The 21,826-nt window shown below is 73.4% G+C and carries 21 protein-coding genes; 5 read left to right on the plus strand and 16 right to left on the minus strand.

Translation table 11 applies throughout. The features are described from left to right. The 3 genes from ACWEN6_RS35640 to mraZ all read right to left on the minus strand — a co-directional run. Positions 1–183, minus strand: a 183-nt coding sequence (locus ACWEN6_RS35640; RefSeq protein WP_452576426.1) for a hypothetical protein, incomplete at its 3' end; no start/stop codon positions are given. Further along, a complete protein-coding gene (gene rsmH / locus ACWEN6_RS35645; RefSeq protein ID WP_452576427.1) occupies positions 180–1,151 on the minus strand; it encodes a 16S rRNA (cytosine(1402)-N(4))-methyltransferase RsmH in 972 nt (323 codons plus the stop codon). The genes ACWEN6_RS35640 and rsmH, both read right to left, overlap by 4 nt. 293 nt (positions 1,152–1,444) lie before the next feature. Beyond that, positions 1,445–1,876, minus strand: coding sequence for a division/cell wall cluster transcriptional repressor MraZ (gene mraZ, locus ACWEN6_RS35650; RefSeq protein WP_248965511.1), 432 nt, complete (start codon positions 1,874–1,876; stop codon positions 1,445–1,447). Positions 1,877–2,539: 663 nt separating this feature from the next. On the opposite strand from mraZ, the gene ACWEN6_RS35655 reads away from it, so the two are divergent. From ACWEN6_RS35655 to ACWEN6_RS35665, 3 genes are read left to right on the plus strand one after another with little or no spacing between them, the layout of a single operon-like run. Next, a complete protein-coding gene (locus tag ACWEN6_RS35655) occupies positions 2,540–3,574 on the plus strand; it encodes an AAA family ATPase (protein WP_452576428.1) in 1,035 nt (344 codons plus the stop codon). Then, positions 3,574–4,854, plus strand: coding sequence for a DUF58 domain-containing protein (locus ACWEN6_RS35660; RefSeq protein ID WP_452576429.1), 1,281 nt, complete (start codon positions 3,574–3,576; stop codon positions 4,852–4,854). Before ACWEN6_RS35655 ends, ACWEN6_RS35660 begins: the two co-directional genes overlap by 1 nt. Beyond that, the gene (locus tag ACWEN6_RS35665) at positions 4,851–7,403 is read left to right on the plus strand and encodes a transglutaminaseTgpA domain-containing protein (protein ID WP_452576430.1); all 2,553 of its coding nucleotides are present in this window, start codon (positions 4,851–4,853) and stop codon (positions 7,401–7,403) included. The genes ACWEN6_RS35660 and ACWEN6_RS35665 overlap by 4 nt, the downstream gene beginning before the upstream one ends. A 290-nt stretch (positions 7,404–7,693) precedes the next feature. Here ACWEN6_RS35665 and ACWEN6_RS35670 read toward each other — a convergent pair whose 3' ends face one another. The 13 genes from ACWEN6_RS35670 to ACWEN6_RS35730 form a co-directional block, all read right to left on the minus strand. Next, positions 7,694–8,086 carry a DUF3040 domain-containing protein gene (locus tag ACWEN6_RS35670; protein WP_452576431.1) on the minus strand — a complete coding sequence of 131 codons (393 nt, stop codon included), beginning with the start codon at positions 8,084–8,086 and terminating at the stop codon, positions 7,694–7,696. Positions 8,087–8,233: 147 nt separating this feature from the next. After that, positions 8,234–9,490: a DNA polymerase IV gene (locus tag ACWEN6_RS35675; protein ID WP_452576432.1), complete on the minus strand. Its 1,257-nt coding sequence runs from the start codon at positions 9,488–9,490 to the stop codon at positions 8,234–8,236. A 59-nt stretch (positions 9,491–9,549) separates the two neighbouring features. Next, positions 9,550–10,335 (minus strand): class I SAM-dependent methyltransferase, encoded by a 786-nt coding sequence (locus ACWEN6_RS35680; RefSeq protein ID WP_452576433.1) that lies wholly within the window; start codon positions 10,333–10,335, stop codon positions 9,550–9,552. 43 nt (positions 10,336–10,378) lie between these two features. Beyond that, positions 10,379–10,789 carry a transcription antitermination factor NusB gene (gene nusB / locus ACWEN6_RS35685; RefSeq protein WP_354850255.1) on the minus strand — a complete coding sequence of 137 codons (411 nt, stop codon included), beginning with the start codon at positions 10,787–10,789 and terminating at the stop codon, positions 10,379–10,381. Position 10,790: 1 nt separating this feature from the next. Continuing rightward, positions 10,791–11,351 carry an elongation factor P gene (efp, locus tag ACWEN6_RS35690; RefSeq protein ID WP_354850252.1) on the minus strand — a complete coding sequence of 187 codons (561 nt, stop codon included), beginning with the start codon at positions 11,349–11,351 and terminating at the stop codon, positions 10,791–10,793. Between the two features lie 47 nt (positions 11,352–11,398). Next, positions 11,399–12,448: a M24 family metallopeptidase gene (locus ACWEN6_RS35695; RefSeq protein WP_452576434.1), complete on the minus strand. Its 1,050-nt coding sequence runs from the start codon at positions 12,446–12,448 to the stop codon at positions 11,399–11,401. A gap of 16 nt (positions 12,449–12,464) precedes the next feature. Further along, the gene (locus ACWEN6_RS35700) at positions 12,465–14,039 is read right to left on the minus strand and encodes an MDR family MFS transporter (protein ID WP_452576482.1); all 1,575 of its coding nucleotides are present in this window, start codon (positions 14,037–14,039) and stop codon (positions 12,465–12,467) included. A gap of 190 nt (positions 14,040–14,229) precedes the next feature. Then, positions 14,230–15,270, minus strand: a complete 1,041-nt coding sequence (locus tag ACWEN6_RS35705) for an LLM class F420-dependent oxidoreductase (protein WP_452576435.1) — start codon at positions 15,268–15,270, stop codon at positions 14,230–14,232. 178 nt (positions 15,271–15,448) lie between these two features. After that, positions 15,449–16,252 (minus strand): SAM-dependent methyltransferase, encoded by an 804-nt coding sequence (locus ACWEN6_RS35710; protein WP_452576436.1) that lies wholly within the window; start codon positions 16,250–16,252, stop codon positions 15,449–15,451. A gap of 76 nt (positions 16,253–16,328) precedes the next feature. Continuing rightward, the gene (locus ACWEN6_RS35715) at positions 16,329–16,904 is read right to left on the minus strand and encodes a nucleotidyltransferase family protein (protein ID WP_452576437.1); all 576 of its coding nucleotides are present in this window, start codon (positions 16,902–16,904) and stop codon (positions 16,329–16,331) included. Further along, on the minus strand, positions 16,901–18,040 hold the full coding sequence (locus ACWEN6_RS35720; protein WP_452576438.1) for an XdhC family protein: 1,140 nt from the start codon (positions 18,038–18,040) through the stop codon (positions 16,901–16,903). The genes ACWEN6_RS35715 and ACWEN6_RS35720 overlap by 4 nt, the downstream gene beginning before the upstream one ends. Continuing rightward, positions 18,033–19,178, minus strand: a complete 1,146-nt coding sequence (locus ACWEN6_RS35725; protein ID WP_452576439.1) for a vWA domain-containing protein — start codon at positions 19,176–19,178, stop codon at positions 18,033–18,035. Before ACWEN6_RS35725 ends, ACWEN6_RS35720 begins: the two co-directional genes overlap by 8 nt. Next, positions 19,171–20,025 (minus strand): AAA family ATPase, encoded by an 855-nt coding sequence (locus tag ACWEN6_RS35730; RefSeq protein ID WP_354928438.1) that lies wholly within the window; start codon positions 20,023–20,025, stop codon positions 19,171–19,173. Before ACWEN6_RS35730 ends, ACWEN6_RS35725 begins: the two co-directional genes overlap by 8 nt. A gap of 182 nt (positions 20,026–20,207) precedes the next feature. Between ACWEN6_RS35730 and ACWEN6_RS35735 the strand changes: the two genes are divergently transcribed. Then, a complete protein-coding gene (locus ACWEN6_RS35735) occupies positions 20,208–21,068 on the plus strand; it encodes an ABC transporter permease (RefSeq protein WP_452576440.1) in 861 nt (286 codons plus the stop codon). Next, positions 21,041–21,823, plus strand: coding sequence for an ABC transporter ATP-binding protein (locus ACWEN6_RS35740; protein WP_452576441.1), 783 nt, complete (start codon positions 21,041–21,043; stop codon positions 21,821–21,823). Before ACWEN6_RS35735 ends, ACWEN6_RS35740 begins: the two co-directional genes overlap by 28 nt. Positions 21,824–21,826: the final 3 nt, after the last annotated feature.

The raw sequence follows: 21,826 nt of genomic DNA on the forward strand, positions 1-21,826 counted from the left end.
CCGCTCGGGCATGGGCACGGCCTCGCGCTTCGGGCCGCGGGGCGGCGCCGCGCGCCGGACGGTGCGGTCGGGCCGGGCCGGCGCGGGGGCCACACGGGCGCCGCGCGCCGCGCGCACGGGGCGTTCGCCGACGGCGGTCGCCGTGCCGCCGTCGGTCTGCGTTGTCTCCTTGTCGATGCTCATTCCGGCTCCCGGATCCTCTCTGCCGCCCGCAACCTGGCCGAGGCGGCGCGCGGGTTGCGCGCCACCTCCTCCTCGTCTGGGAGCTCGGCTCCCCTCGTCACCAGACGGAACCGCGGCTGGTGGGCCGGCAGCGGGACGGGCAGCCCCGGAGGGCTGGTGTCCCTGGTTCGCGCCGTGAGGACCTGCTTGCACAGCCGGTCCTCCAGTGAGTGGTAGGAGAGCACGACCACGCGCCCTCCGACCTTCAGTGCGTCGAGTGCCGCGGGGAGCGCTCCTTCGAGAGCGGACAACTCCCCGTTCACCTCGATGCGTAACGCCTGGAACGTTCTTTTTGCGGGGTTTCCGCCGGTACGGCGGGTGGCGGCGGGGATCGCCTCGCGGACGATCTCCGCCAGCCGCTTGGTGGAGGTGATCGGCTCGGCCTCCCGCTCGCGCACGATGAACCGCGCGACGCGGGCGGCGAAACGCTCTTCGCCGTAGTCGCGGAGAATGCGCGTCAACTCTCCCTCGGAGTAGGTGTTGACCACGCCGTCGGCGGTGAGCGCCTGCTCGGGGTCCATGCGCATGTCCAGCGGGGCGTCATAGGAGTAGGCGAACCCGCGGCCGGCCTCGTCGAGCTGCGGGGAGGACACCCCGAGGTCGAACAGGGCGCCGTCGACGCGGGGATGGCCGGCGCGCGCCAGCACCTCGGGAAGCTCGTCGGAGACGGCCCGCACCAGGGTGGTGCGCGCGGCGTACGGCGCGAGGCGCGCGGTGGAGCGCTCGATGGCGGTCGGGTCGCGGTCGATGCCGACCAGGTGCAGGCCCGGGTGCGCGGCGAGCAGCGCCTCGGCGTGCCCGCCCAGCCCGAGGTTGGCGTCCACCACCACGGGGCTCGGACCTTCGAGCGCGGGCGCGAGCAGTTCGAGGACGCGCTGAAGCATCACCGGGACGTGACCGCCCGGCTCGGCGTGATCGTGGACATGCATGGTCTAACCCCCTTTTGCCGCCTCGGTCGTGTCCATGGCCCCCGGACACGTCCTGCTCGCGGATTCGCGGCCTTGCTTTCGGTCACCTCGCCGGAGGGCCACGCCCCCGCGCCACTGAACGGCTCGCCCGGCCAGGTCCCCATCCGCGTCCCCTCTTCGCGCCCCGCCACCTGACACCGGGGAAGGTGCATCAGCTGGCGGTGGCGCCGCGGTGACCGGGGAACCTTCCCGGCACCATGGGAGCGGGTGGAGACCTCGCCGAACGACGTTTTCACCGACGAGTCGACCTAGTGTCAAAGAACTCCTGGCAGCACCTCCTCCGACAGCTCGGAGAACGCCTGCTCTTGGTCGGCCAGATAGGTGTCCCAGGCCGTCGCGTCCCAGATCTCCAGCCGGGTGTTGGCCCCGATGACCACACAGTCTCGGCGGAGGCCCGCGTACTCGCGCAGGCTCTGGGGAATGGTGATCCGCCCCTGTTTGTCGGGCGTCTCGTCGGAAGCACTGGCGAAGAAGACACGACTGTAATCGCGGACGGCCTTGGCTGTCACGGGCGCGGTACGCAGCGCCTCGGTGATGCGCTGGAACTCCTCTACGGGAAAGACGTAGAGGCACCGCTCCTGGCCCTTGGTGATCACAAGACCCTCCGCCAGCTCCTCACGGTACTTCGCCGGCAGGAACAGTCGTCCTTTCTCGTCCAGACGCGGTTGATGGGTGCCGAGGAACACCGGCCCCACCTCCCGTGCCACGTGGAAAGACTGGTCGCTACTACCCCAGCCCCTCCACTGCGCACCACCATACTCCACTTCTCCCCACCGTCAACTGATCCAGACCGCGCCGCGCCGATATACGCCCGGCGTTTGCGCAGGTCAGCAGCGGTGGAGCGAAGTGGAGCGCCTCGAGTCGCCGCACATGCCCCGGGCGTGTCGCACCGCCTTCTCGCCACCACTCGAACCGGCCTGCGCCCGCCTCCTTTCCGGGCTGAGCAGGACGCGGCCGCGGTGCGCACGGCGGCGGAGAAAGGCGGAGCGCCCGACACCGGCGGCGCGGGTGGGGAAAAGTGGTGCCGCCGGCACCCGGCACCGGTGGAGGAAAGTGGAGCACCCCCGGCGAGGCGGGTGGGGAATAGTGGAGCGCCCCAGGCGAGGGCGGGTCGGCGGGAAGCGGGGCGGCCGGCCGGCCGCCGCCCGGGCCGGGGAAAGGGGAGGCCCCGGACGCGGCGCAGTGTCACGGGATTCGCACATCGGCGGCACCTGAACGCGACCGCGGAGAAGAACACTAGGGCTGTTCATCCCGAATATGACGGATAGTCGCCCTGGAACGCACGGCACCGTAGTGTCGGTACGCACAATGGAAAAGGAAAGCAAAGCCCCCCGCGAAACGATCCAGGCGTGGGGCTGCCACACCCTCATGGAGGCCCGGTGGGAATAACCCACGATGTCGGACAGGAGCTGGAAGGTCTGGTCGCCACTGCGCACCGGATCCGTGAGGCGATCGAATCGGTCATCGAGGGCAAGGACGACGTCGTCCGGCTCACCCTCACGGTGCTCCTCGCCGAAGGGCACCTGCTCATCGAGGACGTGCCGGGCGTCGGCAAGACCATGCTGGCCAAGGCGCTGGCCCGCTCGATCGCCTGCCCCGTGCGCCGCGTCCAGTTCACCCCCGACCTGCTTCCCAGCGACATCACGGGCGTCAGCGCCTTCAACCAGCAGTCCCGCGAGTTCGAGTTCAAGCCCGGCCCGGTCTTCGCCAACATCGTCGTCGGCGACGAGATCAACCGCGCCTCCCCCAAGACCCAGTCGGCGCTGCTGGAATGCATGGAGGAGCACCAGGTCACCGTCGACGGCGTCACCTACCACCTCGAGGCGCCGTTCATGGTCATCGCGACCCAGAACCCGATCGAGATGGAGGGCACCTACCCCCTCCCCGAGGCGCAGCGCGACCGCTTCACCGCCCGCATCGCGATGGGCTACCCCGAGGCCGCCGCCGAGCTGAAGATGCTCGACTCCCACGGCGCCTCCTCGCCGCTGGACAAGCTGGAGCCGGTCGCCACGACCGCGGAGGTGCAGGCCCTCATCGACGCCGTGCGCGCCGTCTATGTCTCCCAGCCGATCAAGAAGTACGCCATCGACCTGGTGTCCGCCACCCGCCAGTCCCCCGACCTGCGGCTCGGCGCCTCGCCGCGCGCGACCCTCCACCTGGTGCGCGCCGCCCGCGCCCACGCCGCGCTCGCCGGGCGCGACTACGTCATCCCCGACGACCTGCAGGAGCTGGCCGTCCCGGTGCTGGCCCACCGCCTGCTCCCGAGCCTGGAGGCCCAGGGCCGGCGCCGCCGTCCCGAGCACGTCCTGGCCGAGCTGGTCCACCGCGTCCCGGTGCCGGACAGCCGGGAGAGGGGGTACGGCGGGGAGGGGCCGGAACGGTGATGGCGGGGCTCCGGGCGCTCACCTCGCGCGGCCGCTCGTTCCTGGCCTCGGGCGCCGCGGCCCTGCTGTGCGCCTTCTTCCTCGGCGAGCACGACCTGCTGCGGGTGAGCGTGCTCATCATCGCGTTGCCGCTGATCGCCGCCCTGGTCGTGGTCCGCACCCGCTACCGCCTGAGCTGCGCGCGGCGGCTGGACCCCGCGAGGGTCGAGGTCGGCTCCGACAGCACGGTCACCGTGCGGCTGGAGAACGTCACACGGCTGCCCACGGGGCTGCTGCTGATCGAGGACACCGTCCCCTACGCCGTCGGCACCCGTCCCCGGTTCGTCCTTGACCGGGTGGAGTCGCGCGGCGTCCGGGAGATCGACTACAAGGTCCGCTCCGACCTTCGCGGCCGGTTCCCCATCGGGCCTCTGTCGGTGCGCATCGCCGACCCGTTCGGCCTGGTCGAGCTGACCCGCGCGTTCACGGCCACCGACACGCTGATGGTCATCCCCGAGGTCGTGCCGCTCCCCCACGTGCGCCTGTCGGGCGAGCTGACCGGCGGCGGCGACAGCCGCAGCACCAGCGTGGCGGCGGCCGGCGACGACGACATCGGCCCGCGCGAGTACCGCCAGGGCGACGACCTGCGCCGGGTGCACTGGCGCTCGACCGCGCGGTACGGCGAGCTGATGGTCCGCCGCGAGGAGCAGCAGTGGCAGAGCCGGGGCGCGTTGCTGCTGGACACCCGCAGGCACGCCCACCGCGGCGAGGGCCCGCGCTCGTCCTTCGAGGTGGGCGTCTCGGCCGCCGCCTCGATCGGGATGCAGCTGGCCCGCGAGGGTCTCGGCCTGCGGCTGGTCACCGACCAGGGCGCCCAGCACCTGCCCGACTCCGGGGGCGGGCACGCCCTGCTGGACGCGCTCGCCGTCGTGCGGCAGAGCACCGCCCGCTCGCTGGAGTCCGGCGTCACCGCGCTGCGCCAGGGCGGCGGTGACGGCCTCATCGTCGCCGTCCTCGGCGACCTGGACGCCGAGGAGGCCCAGGCGCTCGCCCGGCTGCGCACCGGCGGCGTCACCGGCGTCGCCGTCATGCTCGACGTGCGCGGCTGGCAGCAGACCCCCGCCCACCATCCGCAGGTGGACGAGTCGTTCGAGACGGCGCGGGCCGTGCTGGCCGGGTCGGGCTGGCGCGTCGTGCGGCTGCCCGCGGGCACCTCCCTGGCGGCCGTCTGGCAGGAGGCCGGCCAGAGCGGCCGGTACGCCGGCCCGCCGGAACCGATGACGGCAGGAGACGCCGCATGAGACTTCCGATCGCGGCGGGCCTGGCCACGGCCGCGGCATCCCTCACCCTCTACCCGCTGTTCCGCGGGGGCACCTGGTTCTGGGCGGGCATGGGCGCGATCATCGTGATCGTCGCCGCGTCCGTGCTCACCGCGCGCCACACCACGCCGCGATGGCTCGGCCCCCCGGCCGAGCTTCTCGTGCTCGGGGTCTACCTCACGGTGGTGTTCACCCGCGACGACAACTGGGCCTGGATCCTCCCCACCAAGGACTCCGCCCTCTCCCTGGCCGGGCTGCTCGGGCAGGGGTTGTCGGACATCCAGCACTACGCGGCGCCCGTGCCCGACCATCCGCCGATCGCGCTGCTCGCGGTGGGCGGCATCGGCCTGATCGCCGTGCTGGTCGACCTGACGGCCGTGCGGCTGCGCCGAGCGGCGCTGGCCGGGCTGCCGCTGCTGGCCCTGTTCACCGTCCCGGCGGCGGTGCTGACCGACCCGATCGGCTGGCCGGCGTTCATCATCGGCGCCCTCGGGTACGTGGGGCTGCTCACCGCCGACGGGCGCGAGCGCCTCAGTCACTGGGGCCGCGCCGTCCTGGTGCGCCGCTCGCGCGGCACCGGCGCCCGCGCGCAGGTGGACACCGCCCCGCTGTCGGTGACCGGCAAGCGCATCGGCTTCGCGGCGATCGCCCTGGCGATCGTGCTGCCCGCGCTGCTGCCGACGCTGGAGCCGAGCCCGCTGTTCGGCTTCGGCGTGGGGTCGGGCGACGGCAGGGGCGGCAACACGATCACCATCCCCAACCCGATCGCCAGCCTGCGCGGCCAGCTCACCCAGCCGGCGAACGCCACGGTGCTGACCTACAGCAACAACGACAACGTCCCGCGCTACCTGCGCATGTACGCCCTGGACACCTTCGACGGCGCACAGTGGACGATGTCGCAGCCCAAGGGGCGGCCCGAGGACCGCGTCTCGGAGGGGCCGATGCCCCCGCCGCCCGGCCTGTCGACGCTGGTCCCGCTCAAGCCGTTCAGCACCCGGATCACCGTCAGCGACGACGTGGAGGGGCTCAGCTTCCTGCCCCTGCCCTACCCGTCCTCCACGGTGCGGGTCGATGGCGACTGGCGCGCCGACCAGAGCAGCCTGATGGTGTTCTCCACGCGCGACACGGCCGGCGGGCAGACCTACAGCGTCACCGGGCAGGAGCCTCAGCCGCCCGCCGAGGAGCTGCGGGCGATGCTCCCCGCCTCCGATCCCGAGATCCTGACGCGCTACCTGGCCCTCCCCCCGGATCTGCCGCGGCAGATCCGGGCGCTGGCCCACGAGCGGGTCTCCGACACCGACACGCCCTACGAGATGGCGGTCAAGCTGCAGTCGTGGTTCACCGGCGGCGACTTCGTCTACAGCCTGGCCACCCAGGGCAACGGCAACGACGCGCTGGCCGACTTCCTGCGCAACCGCGCCGGCTACTGCGAGCAGTTCGCCGCGGCCATGGCGGTGATGGCCCGCGTCCTTGGCATCCCCGCGCGCGTCGGCATCGGCTACACCGGCGGCAGCTTCATCGGCGGGACCTGGCAGGTGCGCACCCACGACCTGCACGCCTGGCCCGAGCTGTACTTCCAGGGGGCCGGCTGGCTGCGGTTCGAGCCCACCCCGGCCGGCGGCCTCGGACAGGCCACCGCCCGCGTCCCCGACTACAGCCGCCCGCCCGTCGACGCCGCCGCCCCCGGGGACGTCCCGAGCGCCGGGCCGAGCGACGGGACCGAGACCGGTGACCCGGCCGGCGCGCTCGGGGCCCGCGGGCGCACCCCCCGCGACCCCGATACCGGCCTGCCGGTGGACCCGGTCGCCGTGGACCCCGGCGTGCCCCTGGCCGGCAAGATCGGCATCGGCGTGGGCATCGTGCTGCTCATCGGGCTCATCCCGGCCGCCGCGCGGACGGTGGTACGCCGCCGGCGCCGGCGTGCCTGGGCGAGGGCCGGCGTCGGCGGGCTCGCCTTGGACGCCACCTCGCCGGAGGTACCGGCGGGCACCGCCGCACCGCCGGAGAGGCGGGCGGGCATGGTCGGACCGTCAAAGGTGCGGACGCAGGGGCGGGTCCCGGCGCCGGCGGCCCACCTGGGCGAGGCCGTGCACGGGTCCTGGCAGGAGCTGATCGACACGCTGTACGACCTCGGACTGGGCCACGAGGCGAGCGAGAGCCCGCGCGCCCTGGCGCGCAGGATCGCCGAGCAGTGCGGGCTGGACCAGGACGCCGCCGTCTCGGTCACGGCCATCGCCGCGGCCGAGGAGCGCATGCGGTACGCGCGGACGCCGGGGCCGGTGCGCCCGCTGGACGGCGATCTGCGGCGCGTGCGGGACGCCCTGCGCGCCGGGGTCACGCGCGGGCGGCGGCTGCGGGCCACGCTGCTGCCGCCCTCCACGCTGCGCCGGCTCAGGCACGCCGGGGAGAAGGTGCTCGACGGGTTCGACCGGCTGGAGACGCTGCGCCTGTGGCCGCGCCGCCGCGACGCCGCCGAGCCCACCGGCGCCGACCCCGTGGAGGAGCGGGTGCTGACCGCCTCCCGCCGCTGACCCGCCACCCGTCGCCGTAGGCCCGCAGGCGACCTGCGGGCCTTCACGCCGCACCTTCCACGTGAGGGCCTTCGCGGTCGCGCGCGCGGGGGCGAGTGTTCTCCGAGCGAAAATCTTCCGCGGTGATGACACGCGGGTGCGGAGTCGCGGTGGGTGGAGGGGATGGTCACCGTGCGTGCGGAGATTCGGGCGGGTGAGAGGTCGCCGTCGGGTCGCTGGAGTGGGAGGAGCGCACCGTGCCGCCGGGGGCGGGCCGTCGCCGTGGGATCACAGGGGCCCGCCGCGGCGGATCAGCGTTCTTCGCCCCTGCGGCGCCAGCGCTCTTCCATGCGCTCCATGAAACTCGGCTTCGCGGCCCGCCGGCGGTCCGGCTTGCCGGTGGCGCCCGGCCTGGTCTCACCGCCGAACCCGTTCATGCGTTTCCAGCACGACAGGCCCCACATGCATGCGGCGAGCATGACCACAAAGCCGACGACACTGAGCGGGATCAGGTCGGGTGCCACGACGCCGACCATCAACAGGACGACACCCAGGACGAAGCCGATGGCGGCTTTGACCAGGCGGCGCTTGTAGTGGTTGCGCGGATCACTGATCCGAACGGTATTGGCCCACTTCGGGTCCTCGGCATAAAGGGCCTGCTCGATCTGGTCGAGCAAGCGCTGCTCGTGCTCAGAGAGCGGCACGGCGCCTCCCAAGGACGGCCCCTAGTCGGGGAAGACGGCAACGGGCACCACAGGGTGTCCGGACCTCGCGGTCGGTTATCCCCAGAATACGAGGCTGTAGACGTAGGCGAAAGAAAACGTCCAACGTAGACCAAACCGGAGGTGACGTCATAGATCCATTCCATCGAACCGAGGGCGAACGAGTGAAGCCGGGCGGACCGCCTCGGGGCCGAACCTCCGCGTGGCGCGGTCCATCGCCATTTCGGCCTCCCGCCAGCCCGTTTCCCGTTCTCCGAGACCGAGCTGATGCGTCGCGGTGCCGGCGGGACGGAGGTTCTCGACCCGCACGCCGACCAGACGGAGCCGTACGCGCTCGAGACCGGCGGCCCGGTAGAGCGCACAGGCAGTGGCATATATCTCTTTCGCCACATCGGTCGCCTCACGGAGCGTACGCGAGCGGGTGATCGTCGTGAAGTCGGAGCGGCGGAGCTTGACGCTCACCGTGCGGCCGACGTGGCCGCCCGCGCGCAGCCGGGCGGCCACCCGCTCGGACAGCCGCAGCAACTCGCGCTGGATGGCCTCGGGGTCGTCCACGTCGTGGGAGAAGGTCTCTTCGGCGCCGATGCTCTTGTCGGGGGCGTGCGGGGTGACCCTGCGCTCGTCGCGCCCCCAGGCGAGGGCCGCCAGATGGGCCCCGACGGCCCCGAACTCGCGCTGGAGGGTCGATGCGGGCACGTGGGCCAGATCGCCCACGGTCTTGATCCCGAGGCGCACCAGGGCCTGCTCGGTGCGCTCGCCGACGCCCCACAGGGCGGCGACCGGCAGCGGGTGGAGGAACTCCACGACCCCGTCGGGGGGGATGACCAGCAGGCCATCGGGCTTGCAGTGCCGGGAGGCGAGCTTGGCGACGAATTTGCTGCTCGCGACGCCGACCGAGCACGTGATGCCGTGACGCTCGGCGACCTGGGCGCGGATGAGCGCGGCGATCTCGGCGGGCGGCCCGAGCCGGCGCACGGCCCCGCGCACGTCGAGGAACGCCTCGTCGGAGGCGATCGGCTCGACCTCGGGGGTGATGGCGTGGAAGATCTCCATCACGCCCTTGGAGACCTCGGAGTACTTGCCGTGGCTGGGCGGGATGATCACGGCCTGCGGGCACAGGCGGCGGGCGCGGGTCATCGGCATCGCCGAGTGCACCCCGAACCGCCGCGCCTCGTAGGTGGCGCTGAGCACGACCCCCCGGGCGCCCGCGGCGCCGATGATCACGGGGGTGCCCTTCAGCTCGGGGCGGTCGAGCAGTTCGACGCTGGCGAAGAAGGCGTCCATGTCGACGTGCAGGATCGGGCAGCCGGTGTCGTCGGCCAGCGGGGCCCGGCCCGGGCCCTGGCGCAGCCCCGGCTCGGACCGCAGAACCTGCTTGCGCGACACGAGGTCATCCTATCCGAACGGACGTTCCATCCGGCGGGTGCGCCGGCACGAGGGGCCCCTCATCGGTGCCCGAGGAAGTGGAGCTGGGTGGCGATGTCGCGCAGCACCGGGTGGGCGGCGGCGGCCTGTTCGAGCGCGATCAGCGCCCGCGCGGCCCCCGGCTCGCCGTCCAGCAGCCGGCCGGGCACCAGGTCGGCGAAGACGCGCACGCCCCTGGCCTCACCGGGGGTGAACCCGGCCGCCGCCAGCAGGCCGGCGAGCGCCTCGCCGCTGAAACGCCGGGGCGTCGGGTCGTGCTCGCCCCACCGGCCGGACGGATCGGCCAGCGCCTGGCGGGCCTCGTCGAAATGGCCCGACAGCGAGCGGTGGATCGCCGTGGCGACCGGGTTGGCCGCAAGGACGCTGACCACCCCGCCGGGCCTGAGCACGGCGGCGACGGCCTCCAGGGCGCTCGCGGGGTCCTCGACGTACTCCAGCACGCTGTGGCACAGCACCAGGTCGGCGCAGCCCGGCTCGAGCAGCTCGCGCAGGTCGGAGGCGTCGCCTTGGATGCCCTTGACGCTCACCCCCGCCTCGGCCGCCCGGCGTTCGAGGGCGGCCAGCGAGTCGGGGCTGGGGTCGACCACCGTGACGGCGTGGCCCCGCACGGCGAGCGGCACGGCGAACCCGCCCGTGCCGCCGCCGGCGTCGACGATGTCGAGCCGCTCGCGCCCGGTGGCGCCGACCCGGCCGGCCAGCGCGGCCAGCAGCGCGTCCCACACCACGGCGGTGCGCACCGCCGGAGAGGTGGCCGCCTGGCGTGCGGCGCCTTCGGTGCGCAACTTCGGCTCGCCTCCTAAAAGCATGTCGGTCGGCCCCAGCCTACGCCGTGCGGGCCACGGCCCGGCCTCAGAGGGCGAGAGACGGCTTGAGCTGCTTGAAACGGGCGAGCAGGCCGTTGACGAACTGCGGCGACTCGTCGGTGGACAGCTCGGAGGCCAGGTGCACCCACTCGCTGATGACCACCGCCTCGGGAACGTCGGTGACCCAAAGCAGCTCGTAGGTGCCGGCCCGCAGCAGGTTGCGGTCGACGGCGGGCATGCGGTCGAGGGTCCAGCCCTCGGAGTAGGTCGAGATCAGCTCGTCGATGCGCGAGCGGTGGCGGCTCACGCCTTCGACCAGCGTCGCGGTGTACTCGTTGACGGGCGGCTCGGCGCGCTCCACCCGTTCGGCGAGCACGCCGACCGGCGGCTCGTCGCGCAATTCCGCCTCGAAGAGGATGTCAAGGGCGCGCCTGCGAGCCTTTCCCCGAGCCGACACCTCAGGCCCGGCCGAGGTACTCGCCGGTGCGAGTGTCGACCTTGACCTTCTCACCCGTCGTGATGAACAGCGGCACCTTGATCTCGGCGCCGGTCTCGAGCGTGGCGGGCTTGGTGCCGCCGGTCGAGCGGTCGCCCTGCAGCCCGGGCTCGGTCTGGGCGATGAGCAGCTCGACGGCCGCCGGGAGCTCGACGTACAGGACGTTGCCCTCGTTGACGGCCACCGTCGCCAGGGTGTTCTCCAGCAGGTAGTTGGCCGCGTCGCCGACGGTCGCCCGCGACACGTTCAGCATGTCGTAGGTCTCGGTGTCCATGAAGACGAAGTCGTCGCCGTCGAGGTAGGAGAACTGCATCTCGCGCTTGTCGACGTTGGCCACCTCGACCTTCACGCCGGCGTTGAAGGTCTTGTCGACGACCTTGCCGGAAAGCACGTTCTTGAGCTTGGTGCGGACGAAGGCACCGCCCTTGCCGGGCTTGACGTGCTGGAAATCCACCACGCTCCAGAGGTCGCCGCCTTCGAGCTTGAGCACCAGGCCGGTCTTGAGGTCGTTGGTCGTCGCCACTCGTTACTCTCCTGCGTCGTCATGGTCACACTGAGCGCCGTTCCGCCTCACAGGACCAGCAGCTCCTTGGTGGTGCGGGTGAGGAGCTCCGGGCCGCCGGCGCGCGTCACGAGGGTGTCCTCGATGCGGACGCCGCCCCTGCCTGGCAGGTAGACGCCGGGCTCGACGGTGATCGGAACCCGATCGTCAAGTCTACCGGCACCGGCGGGACGCAGGAACGGGTCCTCGTGGATCTCCAGGCCCACTCCGTGCCCGAGGCCGTGGCCGAAGTGCGCGGCGTGCCCGGCGGCGTCGATCACCTCGCGCGCGGCGGCGTCCACCTCGGCCGTGGACGCCCCCGGCGCGAGCGCGTGCCGCCCGGCGCGTTGCGCCACCCTGACCAGGTCGTACAGCTCTCGCTGCCACCCGGCCACCGGGCCGACGGCGACGGTCCTGGTCATGTCGGCGTGGTAGCCGCCGTACAGGGCGCCGAAGTCGATGGTGACCAGGTCGCCGCGCTCGATGGGGCGCTCGCCGGGGCTGTGGTGCGGGACGGCGCCGTTCGGCCCGCTCGCCACGATGGTGTCGAAGGCGGGTTTGTCGGCTCCGAGCTCCATCATGCGAGCCTCCAGGACGCGGGCGACCTGCCGTTCGGTCATGCCGGGCGCGATCGCGGCGACCACGTCGGCGAAGGCGCGGTCGGTCAGCTCGCACGCGGTGCGCAGCGCCTGGATCTCCGGCTCGTCCTTCACGACGCGCACGGCCTCCACCAGGCCCTCGACCGGCGGCAGGTCGCCGCCGAGCCGCCGGTAGCGGGCCACGGACATGTCGTGGGCCTCGATCGCCGGCCGGTCGGCCATCGAGGCCAGGCCGCCGGCCACGTCGCGCTCCTGGACGACCTCGACCCCGGGACAGTCGCGGCGGGCGGTCTCGATGTAGCGGGAGTCGGTCGCGAGGACCGCGGAGGCGTCCGCGCGCACGAGCACGGCGGCGTTCGAGCTGACCAGGCCGGTGAGGTAGCGGACGTTGACGCCGCGGGTGACCAGCAGGGCGGTGACCCCGCGCTCGGCCAGCAGGGCGGCGACCCTGGCCCTCCGCGATTCGTACATGATGGTCATGTCCCGAACTGTACGGTCAGCCGGCCTTCGCCGGGGCGTTGCGGGAGGAGCGCAGCGGCAGCTCGCGCAGGTAGATCACCGCGACGAAGCCGATGACGGCCGCCGGGACGCACGCGAGGAACACCGACTGCATGGCGGCGGTGAAGGATTCCACGACGATGTGCTGCAGGGCCGGGGACAGCCGTCTGATGGCGTCGGGGGTGCCGAGACCGAGGTCGGCGCCCGCCGGGACCGGGACGCGGCCGGAGGCCACCATGGCCGTGATCTCGTCCCTGACCCGGGTGGTGAGCAGGGCTCCCAGGGCCGCCACGCCCACCGCTCCGCCGAGGTTGCGGAAGAAGGAGACGCCGGAGGTGGACACGGCCATGTCGCGCGCCTGCGCGGCGTTCTGGGCGGCCAGGACGAGCATCTGCATGCTGAAGCCGAACCCGGTGCCGAGCAGGGCGGTGTCCAGGCCGATGCTCCAGCCGCTGGAGTCGGTGCGCAGCAGCGACAGCAGAGCGCTGCCGGCGCAGATCAGCAGCAGGCCCGCCACCGGGAAGATCTTCCAGCGGCCCGTGCGGGTGACCACGCGCCCGGAGGCCACGGCCGACACCAGCAGGCTCAGCACCAGTGGCGTGGTCATGATGCCGGACATGGTGGGGGTCATGCCCTTGACGACCTGGAAGTACTGCGGCAGGTAGGTCATCGCGCCGTACAGGGCGAGGCCGACGAGCAGGGAGGCGCCGCCGGCCAGGACGAAGGTGCGGTCGCGGAACAGGCGCGGCGGCAGGATGGGGTCGGCGGCGCGGCGCTCGGCGAGGACCGACAGGGCGACCAGCACCGCCGCGAGGGCGCCCAGGCCGAAGCTCCAGCCGGAGTTCCACGCGAACTCGTCGCCGCCGAACGACAGCAGCAGCATCAGCGCGCTGGCCCCGCCGGTGATGGCGAAGGCGCCCCACCAGTCGACGCGGGCGTCGCGGGGGTCGCGGTCGTGGCGCAGCACCCGCTGGATGACGGCGAAGGCCACCAGGGCGAAGGGGACGCAGATGTAGAAGCACCAGCGCCAGCCGAGCCACGGGGCGTCCACGATGAACCCGCCGAGCAGCGGGCCGCCGACCGTGGAGACGCCGAAGACCGCGCCGATGTAGCCGGAGTAGCGGCCCCGCTCGCGCGGAAGCACCACGTCGCCGAGGATCACCTGGGTCAGCGCCGACAGACCGCCGGTGCCGATGCCCTGCAGGGCGCGGGCGCTGACGAGCATGCCGACGCTCTGCGACGCGCCCGCCAGGAGGGAGGCGGCGATGAACACCACCAGGGCGAGCTGGAACATGCGCTTGCGCCCGAACAGGTCGGACAGCCTGCCCCACAGCGGCGTGGAGGCGGTCATCGTCAGCAGCGGCGCGCTCGCGACCCAGGCGAGCTCGTCCTGCGCGCGGAACTCGCCCACGATGGTGGGCAGCGCGTTGCCGACCAAAGACGTCGAGATCATCGAGGTCATCAGGGCGATGAGCAGCCCGGACATGACCTTGAGGATCTCGCGATGAGTGTAGGTCCGGCGGCCCCCCGACTCGCCATGCGCGTCCGCCCGGGTGTCCCCCTGCACCACCACTACAGGCCCCCAGTTTTCAGCTTTTACCAACTATTTGTATTAGAGACCTGTTTACCTGTCAAACAGCTACAGAGCGTTATATGCAGCCATGCGCATGTTGAGGGCCGGAGCGAAGGGGACGGCCGCGCGGGCGCCTCCGGCCTGGGACGGGGACCGGACGACGCCGCCGCGCGACGCGCCGCGAGACAGGTCAGCCCGCCAGCTCCCTGATCTTCTCGATCAGCGCCAGGCGCTCCTTGTGCGAGCCCGCGACCGGGTTGACGTTGATGGTGGTGACCCCCGACTCCCGCAGGGCCGCGACGCGGTCGCGGACGAAGCCCTCGGGACCGACCAGCGACATCTTCTCCAGCAGTTCCATCGGCACCTGGGCCGCGGCCTCGTCCTTCTTGCCTTCGAGGTAGAGGTCCTGGATGCGCTCGGCCTCCCGCTCGTAGCCGTAGCGCCGCGCCAGGTCGTTGTAGAAGTTCTTGCCCTTGGCGCCCATGCCGCCGATGTAGAGCGCCGCCATCGGCCTGCCGAACTCCAGGTAGCCCGAGACGTCATCGCCGATCGCCAGGGTGGCCTGGGCGATGACGTCCAGTTCCCCCAGTTCGGGGTCGCGTCTGGCCTTGCCCGCCACAAGGGACGCGCCCCACACGTCGGCGGCCTTCTCGGGGACGTAGAAGATCGGCTCCCAGCCCTCGGCGAGCTCGGCGGTCAGCTCGACGTTCTTCGGGCCGATGGCCGCCACCACGATCGGGATGCGCGGCCGGACCGGGTGGTTGATCAGCTTGAGCGGTTTGCCCAAGCCGGTGCCCTGTCCGGCGGGAAGCGGCAGGGTGTAGTGGCGGCCCTCGTAGGTCAGCCTCTCGCGCCGCCACACCTTGCGGCAGATGTCGATCACCTCGCGCGTGCGGGCCAGCGGCGCGGTGTAGGGCACGCCGTGGAAGCCCTCGATCACCTGCGGGCCCGAGGCGCCGAGGCCGAGCACGAAACGGCCGTCGGAGACGTAGTCCATGCCGGCCGCCGTCATGGCGAGCAGCGTGGGCGTGCGCGAGTAGATGGGCAGGATGCCGGAGGCGATCTGCAGTCGTTCGGTTCTCGCGGCGATGTAGCCCATCTGGCTCACGGCGTCGAAGCTGTAAGCCTCGGCGACGAAGACGATGTCGAGCCCGGCGCTCTCGTAGTCGGCCAGCTCGGCGACGGTCTCCTTGAACCCCCCGGCGTAGTTCAGTGCCATGCCGATGCGCATCCCGGTCCTCCTACTCGTGGGTAACAGAAGGATGTTCCCCTATTTCGGCGGCCAAGGCCAACAGCGCCGTGGCCGGAAGCGGTCACGGCACGCCGAGGACCCCGGCGGACGTCAGGGCACACCAGAGGCGAGGAGACGTAGCGGACGACAGGGCACCCCAAGGGACGTCAGGTCGACGCTAGGGGACGCGGCCGACGCCGCCCAGCACCGGCAGGAACCCCCCGCCCAGCGGCAGGGCGTCCGGGGACGGCCGCCACTCGTTGAGCGGGACGACGCCGGGGTCGATGACCTGCAGCCCGTCGAACAGCCGCAGGATGGACGCGCGCGGCCGGGCCTCCAAGACGGCGTTGGCCGCGCCGTAGACCTTGCGGCCTTGGGCCATCTCCGAGGGGAACGCGTCGGAGCCGAGATGCGAGATCACGATGTGGCTACCGCTCGGCAGCGCCCGGGCGTAGGCGGCGACCAGGCCCCAGGGGTCCTCATGGTCGGGGACGAAGTGCAGGCACGACACCATGAGCACGCCGACGGGGCGGTCGAGGGCGAAGCCGGCGGGCAGCGCCGCGATGATCTCGTCGGGGCGCCGCAGGTCGGCCTCCAGGAAGGACACCCGCGGGTTGGTGGCGAGCAGCGCCCTGCCGTGGGTGGCCACGACGGGGTCGTTGTCGACGTAGACGACCTGGGCGTCCGGAGCGGCGGCCAGCGCCACCTCGTGCACGTTGCTCTGGGTGGGCAGGCCGGCGCCGAGGTCGAGGAAGCCGCGCACCCCGACCTCGCGGGCCAGGAACCTGACCGCCCTGCCGAGGAAGTCGCGGTTCTCGCGCACCGCCTCCCGCACCTTCCCCTGCGAGATCTCGATCACCTTCTCGGCGGCGGCGCGGTCGGCGGGGAAGTGGTTCTTACCGCCGAGGTAGTAGTCGTACATCCGGGCGACGTTCGGGCGGCCCACGTCCAGCTCTTTGGAAGGACGTTGCTCGTCCACCATCACCCGTCTCCTCTCCGCCGATGGCATGATCGTACTGCCCGCGCCGGTGGCCGGGAAAGGCGCAGGTCGCGCTGGATCAGCCGTCGTGGGCGCCGAGCGCGTCCAGATCGCCCGGGGTGTCGACGTCCGCGGGGTCGCCGGCGTCGTCGCAGGGCACCAGCGTCACCAGCTCGGGATGGGCCCCCAGGAACGGCCGGGCGCCGACGTCGCCCTCGGCGAGCGCCCCGACCTCGGCGAAGTGCTCGCGCGCGATCAGCACCGGGTTGCGCGGCGCGCCGCCGTAGGCGGCCACCGCGACCGTCGCGCCGGCCCGGAAGGCGGCGACCAGGCGGCGCACGGCCTCCGGGCGGATCAGCGGCTGGTCGGCCAGGGCCACCACCACCGCCCCGGCCTCGCCGGGCACCGCCGCCAGCCCGGCGCGCAGGGACGATCCCATGCCGGTGGCCCAGTGCGGGTTGTGCACCTCGACCGCGCCGGGGACCCCTGCGGGCGCCGCGCCCAGCACCACCAGCACCGGGTCGCATCCGCCGTCGCGCAGCAGCCGCACGCCGCGGTCGGCGAGCCGCTCCCCCGCGTACTCCACCAGGGCCTTCGGCGCGCCGAAGCGGCTGCCGCCGCCGGCGGCGAGCAGCAGGCCGGCGACCGGGGTCACGGGCGCTCCTCGCGGGGGCCGGCGGCGCCGGTCTCCCCCTGGTCGGCGCCGTGGATGCGGCCGCTGGTCTCGGTCAGCGCCCGCCCCGAGCCGCCCCAGCGGAGCTGGATCAGCTCGGCGGCGATGGACACCGCCGTCTCCTCCGGGGTGCGGGCGCCGAGGTCCAGGCCGATGGGCGAGCGCAGCCGCACCAGGTCGGCCTCGGGCACCCCCGATTCGCGCAGCCGTTCCAGGCGGTCCTCGTGGGTGCGGCGCGAGCCCATGGCGCCGACGTACCCGGCCGGGGTGCGCAGCGCGACCTCCAGCAGCGGAACGTCGAACTTGGGGTCGTGGGTGAGCACGCAGATGACGGTGCGCTCGTCGACCTGCGCGGTGGACAGGTAGTCGTGCGGCCACTTCACCACGACCTCGTCGGCCTCGGGGAAGCGCTTTGCGGTGGCGAACACCGGGCGGGCGTCGCAGACCACGACGTGGTAGCCGAGGAACTTGCCGAGGCGCGCGACGGCGGCGGCGAAGTCGATCGCACCGAAGACCAGCATGCGCGGCGGCGGGGCGAAAGAGTGGACGAACACCGCCAGGTCGTCCAGCCGCCGCTCGCCCTCGGGGCCGTACCTGCGCACGCCGGTGAGGCCCTGGGCGAGCATGCCGCGCGCGTCGTCGTCCACGGCGGCGTCCAGCCTGGCGGCCCCGAGCGACCCCGACGCCCGGCCGTCCCAGGCGACCCTTCGCGCGCCGACCCGCCCGGGCCCGGACATGACGGTGGCGACCGCGACCGGCTCGTGCCGGCGCACCGACGCGGCGATCTCGCCCAGCTCGGGGAAGGTCCGGCGCGACACCGGCTCGACGAGGATGTCGATGATCCCTCCGCAGGTGAGCCCGACGGAGAAGGCGTCGTCGTCGCTGACCCCGTACCGCTGCAGCACCGGGCGGCCGGTGGCGGTCACCTCCTGAGCCAGCTCGTACACCGCGCCCTCCACGCAGCCGCCGGACACGCTGCCGACGGCCTCCTCGCCGAGGACGGCCATGGAGGCGCCGGGCGGCCTCGGGGCGCTGCGGAAGGTGCCGACCACCGTCGCCAGGCCGAAGGTCTTTCCGGCCTCCCACCACCGCACGATCTGCGACAGCACATCACGCATGCGACAGCCTTTCCGCCAGTTCCTCGAACGCCGCCAGGCTATGCCCCGCGACGAACGCCCCGACGTGCGGCAACGCCGCGCGCATGCCGCCGGTCAGCGGCAGGTAGCCCTCCCGGCCCTTGTGCGGGTTGACCCACACCACCCGGCGGGCGAGCCGCGACAGCCGCGCCATCTGGGCCCCGAGCAGCGAGGGGTCGCCCCGCTCCCAGCCGTCGGAGGCGATGACCACGACCGCGCCCCGGGCGCAGGACCAGCGGTCGAGGAACTCCTTGAGCTCCTCGCCGAGGCGCGTGCCGCCGCTCCAGTCGGGGATCGCCTCGGACGCGCGCAGCATCGCGGCGCCGGCGTCGCGCCGGCGCAGCTCGCCGGTGACCCGCGTGAGCCGGGTGCCGACGCTGAAGACCTCGGTGGCGCGCGGCTCGCACCGCACCAGCGCGTGGGCGAAGCGCAGCAGCGTGTCGGCGTAGGGGGCCATCGACCCGCTGACGTCGACCAGCAGGACGACGCGCCGGGGAGTCGTGCGCGGCGCGCGGCGGCGCAGGCGGGCGATCTCCCCGCCCCTGCGCAGGGTCTCGCGCATCGTCCGGCGCGGGTCCAGGATGCCGCGGGCGGCCGGGGTGAACCGCCGGGTGCGGCGCTGCTCGCGGCGGGCGCGCAGCAGGGCGAGCAGGCGGTTGATCTCCTCGCGCTCGGCGGCGGTCAGGCGGGCGACGTCGCGGCGTCTGAGCACCTCGGTGGGGCTGGCCGTCGCCGCGAGGGCCTCCTGGTCGCCGGGCTCGCGCGTCCCGGCGCCGTCCGCGGCGGCGACGTGCCGGACGACGGTGACCGCCGGCGGGGCCGCGCGGCCGGCGCGGGCGCGCTCACCGCCGAAGTAGGCGGCGAAGCACCGGTCGTAGCGGGGCAGGTCGTCGGGGCCGGCGCACAGGGTCAGGCGGCCGGCCCAGTAGACGCTCCCCGGGTCCCCGGCGCCGAGATGGCCCGCGGCGCGCAGGAACGCCTGGGTGCGCTCGTGGTCGGCGGGGACGCCGGCCGCCCGCAGCGTGCGGGCGAACCCCGTCATGGTCGCCGTCATGGTCGCGGCGACCCCCTCGCCCGGGCGGGCTCCGGCGGCGGTGCGGCGGGGGCCGCCCTCACGCATGGCGCAGCAGGCCGTTCGCCAGGGCGGCCTGCTGGTCCTCGCGGTACTTCAGCACCGCGCCCAGCGTCGCGGCGGCGAGCCCCGGGTCCAGGTCGCGGGCGCCGAGGGTGAGCAGGGCCTGCGTCCAGTCGAGGGTCTCGGCGACGCCCGGCGGCTTGAGCAGGCCGGCGCCGCGCAGCCGCCCCGCCGCGGCGGCCACCTGGCCGGCGAGGGTCTCGGTGCAGTCGGGCAGCCGCCGGAGCAGGATGGCGACCTCCCGGTCGAAGGACGGGTGCTCCAGCCAGTGGTACAGGCACCGGCGCTTGAGCGCGTCGTGCACGTCGCGGGTGCGGTTGGAGGTGACGACCACGACGGGCGGCGTCTCGGCCCTGACCGTGCCGAGCTCGGGGATGGAGATGGTGAAGTCGGACAGCACCTCCAGCAGGAACGCCTCGAACTCGTCGTCGGCCCGGTCGACCTCGTCGACCAGGAGCACGCTGGGCCGGGTCTCCAGCGCCCGCAGCAGCGGGCGGGCGATGAGGAAGCGCCGGTCGTACAGCTCGCCCTCCAGCCGGGCGGCCTCGCCCGCGCCGGTCGCGCCGGTGGCCTCGGCGGCCTTCAGGTGCAGGAGCTGGCGGGCGAAGTCCCAGTCGTAGAGCGCCTGGGCGGCGTCGAGGCCCTCGTAGCACTGCAGGCGGATCAGCGGCGCGCCGAGCACGGCGGCGAGGGTCTTGGCCAGTTCGGTCTTGCCGACGCCGGCCTCCCCTTCCAGGAACAGGGGGCGGCCCATTCTCAGCGCGAGGAAGCACGCGGTCGCGAGCCCCTCGTCGGCGAGGTACGCCCGCTCGCCGAGCAGGCCGGCCAGCATGGCGGGGCTCTCGATGTCGCGGGCCCGCGATGTCTCTTGCCGCACCTCCTCAGATTACGCGCCACCCGGGCCCCTCGCCCCTGCCCGGACAGGCCCGCCCGGCGAATTACCTATTGACTTGGTAGGTTTAGGGGGCAACCATGAGGGGACGCCCCCACGCGACGATCCTGCGAGGTCCTCCCATGTCCTCCCCCGCACTGGACGCCCAGACGGTGCGCGGACCGGCCGCCCCCCTGGTGACCACCCACCGGCCGCCCCGCCCACGCTCCACCCCCGCCACCGGACACTCCGGGGCATGGCGGCGGTGGCTCAGTCCGCTGGCCGCCGTGGCCCTCTGGCAGGCCGCCAGCGCCACGGGCCTGCTGCCCGCACGCCTGCTGGCCTCCCCCACGACGATCGCCGTCACCGCCGGCGGCCTGGTCACCAGCGGCACCCTGCCCGAGGCCATCGCCGTCTCGCTCCAGCGCGTGGCCGCCGGCTTCGTGCTCGGCGGCGCCTGCGGCGTGCTGCTGGCCCTGGCCGCCGGGCTGAGCAGGGCCGGCGAGCACGCCGTCGACCCGCTCATGCAGATGCTGCGCGCCCTGCCGTTCTTCGGGCTCATCCCGCTGTTCATCCTGTGGTTCGGCATCGGCGAGACGCCCAAGGTGGCCCTGGTGGCGCTCGCGGTCTCCTTCCCCCTTTATCTCAACACCTTCGCGGGCGTCCGCGGCGTGGACGGCAAGCTCGCCGAGCTGGCCCGCACGCTGAAACTCGGCCGCGCCGCCCTGGTCCGGCACATCGTGCTCCCCGGCGCGCTGCCGCAGACGCTGGTCGGCCTGCGCCAGAGCCTCGGCGTCGCCTGGCTCGCGCTCATCGTGGCCGAGCAGGTCAACGCGGACGCCGGCCTCGGCTTCATGATCAACGACGCGCGGGAGTTCCTGCGCACCGACGTCATCGTCGTCGGCCTGCTCGTCTACAGCGCCCTCGGACTGCTCACCGACGCGGCCGTGCGGCTCATGGAAAGGAGGGCGCTGTCGTGGCGACGCGGGTTCCTGGGCGAGTAGCCGTCATCCGGGGCCTGACCCGGCGCTTCGGCGAGCGGGCCGTGCTGGACGGGCTCGACCTGGACATCGCCCCCGGCGAGTTCATCGCCCTGCTGGGCCGCAGCGGCTCGGGCAAGTCCACGCTCCTTCGGGCGCTGGCCGGCCTGGACGGCGGCGCCGAAGGCGAGCTGTCGGTGACCGGCTCGGTGGCCGTCGCCTTCCAGGAGCCGCGCCTGGTGCCGTGGAAGCGCGTGCTGGCCAACATCACCCTCGGCCTGTCCGGGCCCGGCGCCGAGGAGCGCGCGCGGCGGGCGCTGTCGGAGGTCGGCCTCACCGAGCGGGCGGGCGCCTGGCCGCTGACGCTGTCGGGCGGGGAGGCCCAGCGCGCCAGCCTGGCCCGCGCACTGGTCAGGGAGCCGGAGCTGCTGCTGCTCGACGAGCCGTTCAGCGCGCTGGACGCGCTCACCCGCATCACCGTCCACCGGCTCGTCCTTCGGCTGTGGCAGGCGCACCGGCCGGCCGTCCTGCTGGTCACCCACGACGTGGACGAGGCCCTGGTCCTCGCCGACCGCGTGCTGGTGCTCCAGGACGGCGGGATCGCCCACGAGGAGGTCATCGGCGCGGCCCGCCCCCGGCACCGCGACCACCCGGAACTGGTCTCCCTGCGCGACCGCCTGCTCACCGCCCTCGGCGTGGGCGCCGAGGGCGGCCCCGCCCCCGCCCCCCACGACCCCCCGCACGACCCCCGCCACGCCGTCACCGAAGGCCGGCGATGACCG

The organism is Sphaerisporangium sp. NPDC004334 (assembly GCF_053602655.1).

Bases quoted from the DNA above. Each gene is read 5' to 3' on its own strand.
- rsmH (WP_452576427.1), bottom strand. From the start codon at position 1,151: ATGCATGTCCACGATCACGCCGAGCCGGGCGGTCACGTCCCGGTGATG.
- ACWEN6_RS35660 (WP_452576429.1), top strand. From the start codon at position 3,574: ATGGCGGGGCTCCGGGCGCTCACCTCGCGCGGCCGCTCGTTCCTGGCC.
- ACWEN6_RS35665 (WP_452576430.1), top strand. From the start codon at position 4,851: ATGAGACTTCCGATCGCGGCGGGCCTGGCCACGGCCGCGGCATCCCTC.
- ACWEN6_RS35680 (WP_452576433.1), bottom strand. From the start codon at position 10,335: ATGCTTTTAGGAGGCGAGCCGAAGTTGCGCACCGAAGGCGCCGCACGC.
- ACWEN6_RS35695 (WP_452576434.1), bottom strand. From the start codon at position 12,448: ATGACCATCATGTACGAATCGCGGAGGGCCAGGGTCGCCGCCCTGCTG.
- ACWEN6_RS35705 (WP_452576435.1), bottom strand. From the start codon at position 15,270: ATGCGCATCGGCATGGCACTGAACTACGCCGGGGGGTTCAAGGAGACC.
- ACWEN6_RS35710 (WP_452576436.1), bottom strand. From the start codon at position 16,252: ATGGTGGACGAGCAACGTCCTTCCAAAGAGCTGGACGTGGGCCGCCCG.
- ACWEN6_RS35720 (WP_452576438.1), bottom strand. From the start codon at position 18,040: ATGCGTGATGTGCTGTCGCAGATCGTGCGGTGGTGGGAGGCCGGAAAG.
- ACWEN6_RS35725 (WP_452576439.1), bottom strand. From the start codon at position 19,178: ATGCGTGAGGGCGGCCCCCGCCGCACCGCCGCCGGAGCCCGCCCGGGC.
- ACWEN6_RS35730 (WP_354928438.1), bottom strand. From the start codon at position 20,025: ATGCTGGCCGGCCTGCTCGGCGAGCGGGCGTACCTCGCCGACGAGGGG.
- ACWEN6_RS35735 (WP_452576440.1), top strand. From the start codon at position 20,208: ATGTCCTCCCCCGCACTGGACGCCCAGACGGTGCGCGGACCGGCCGCC.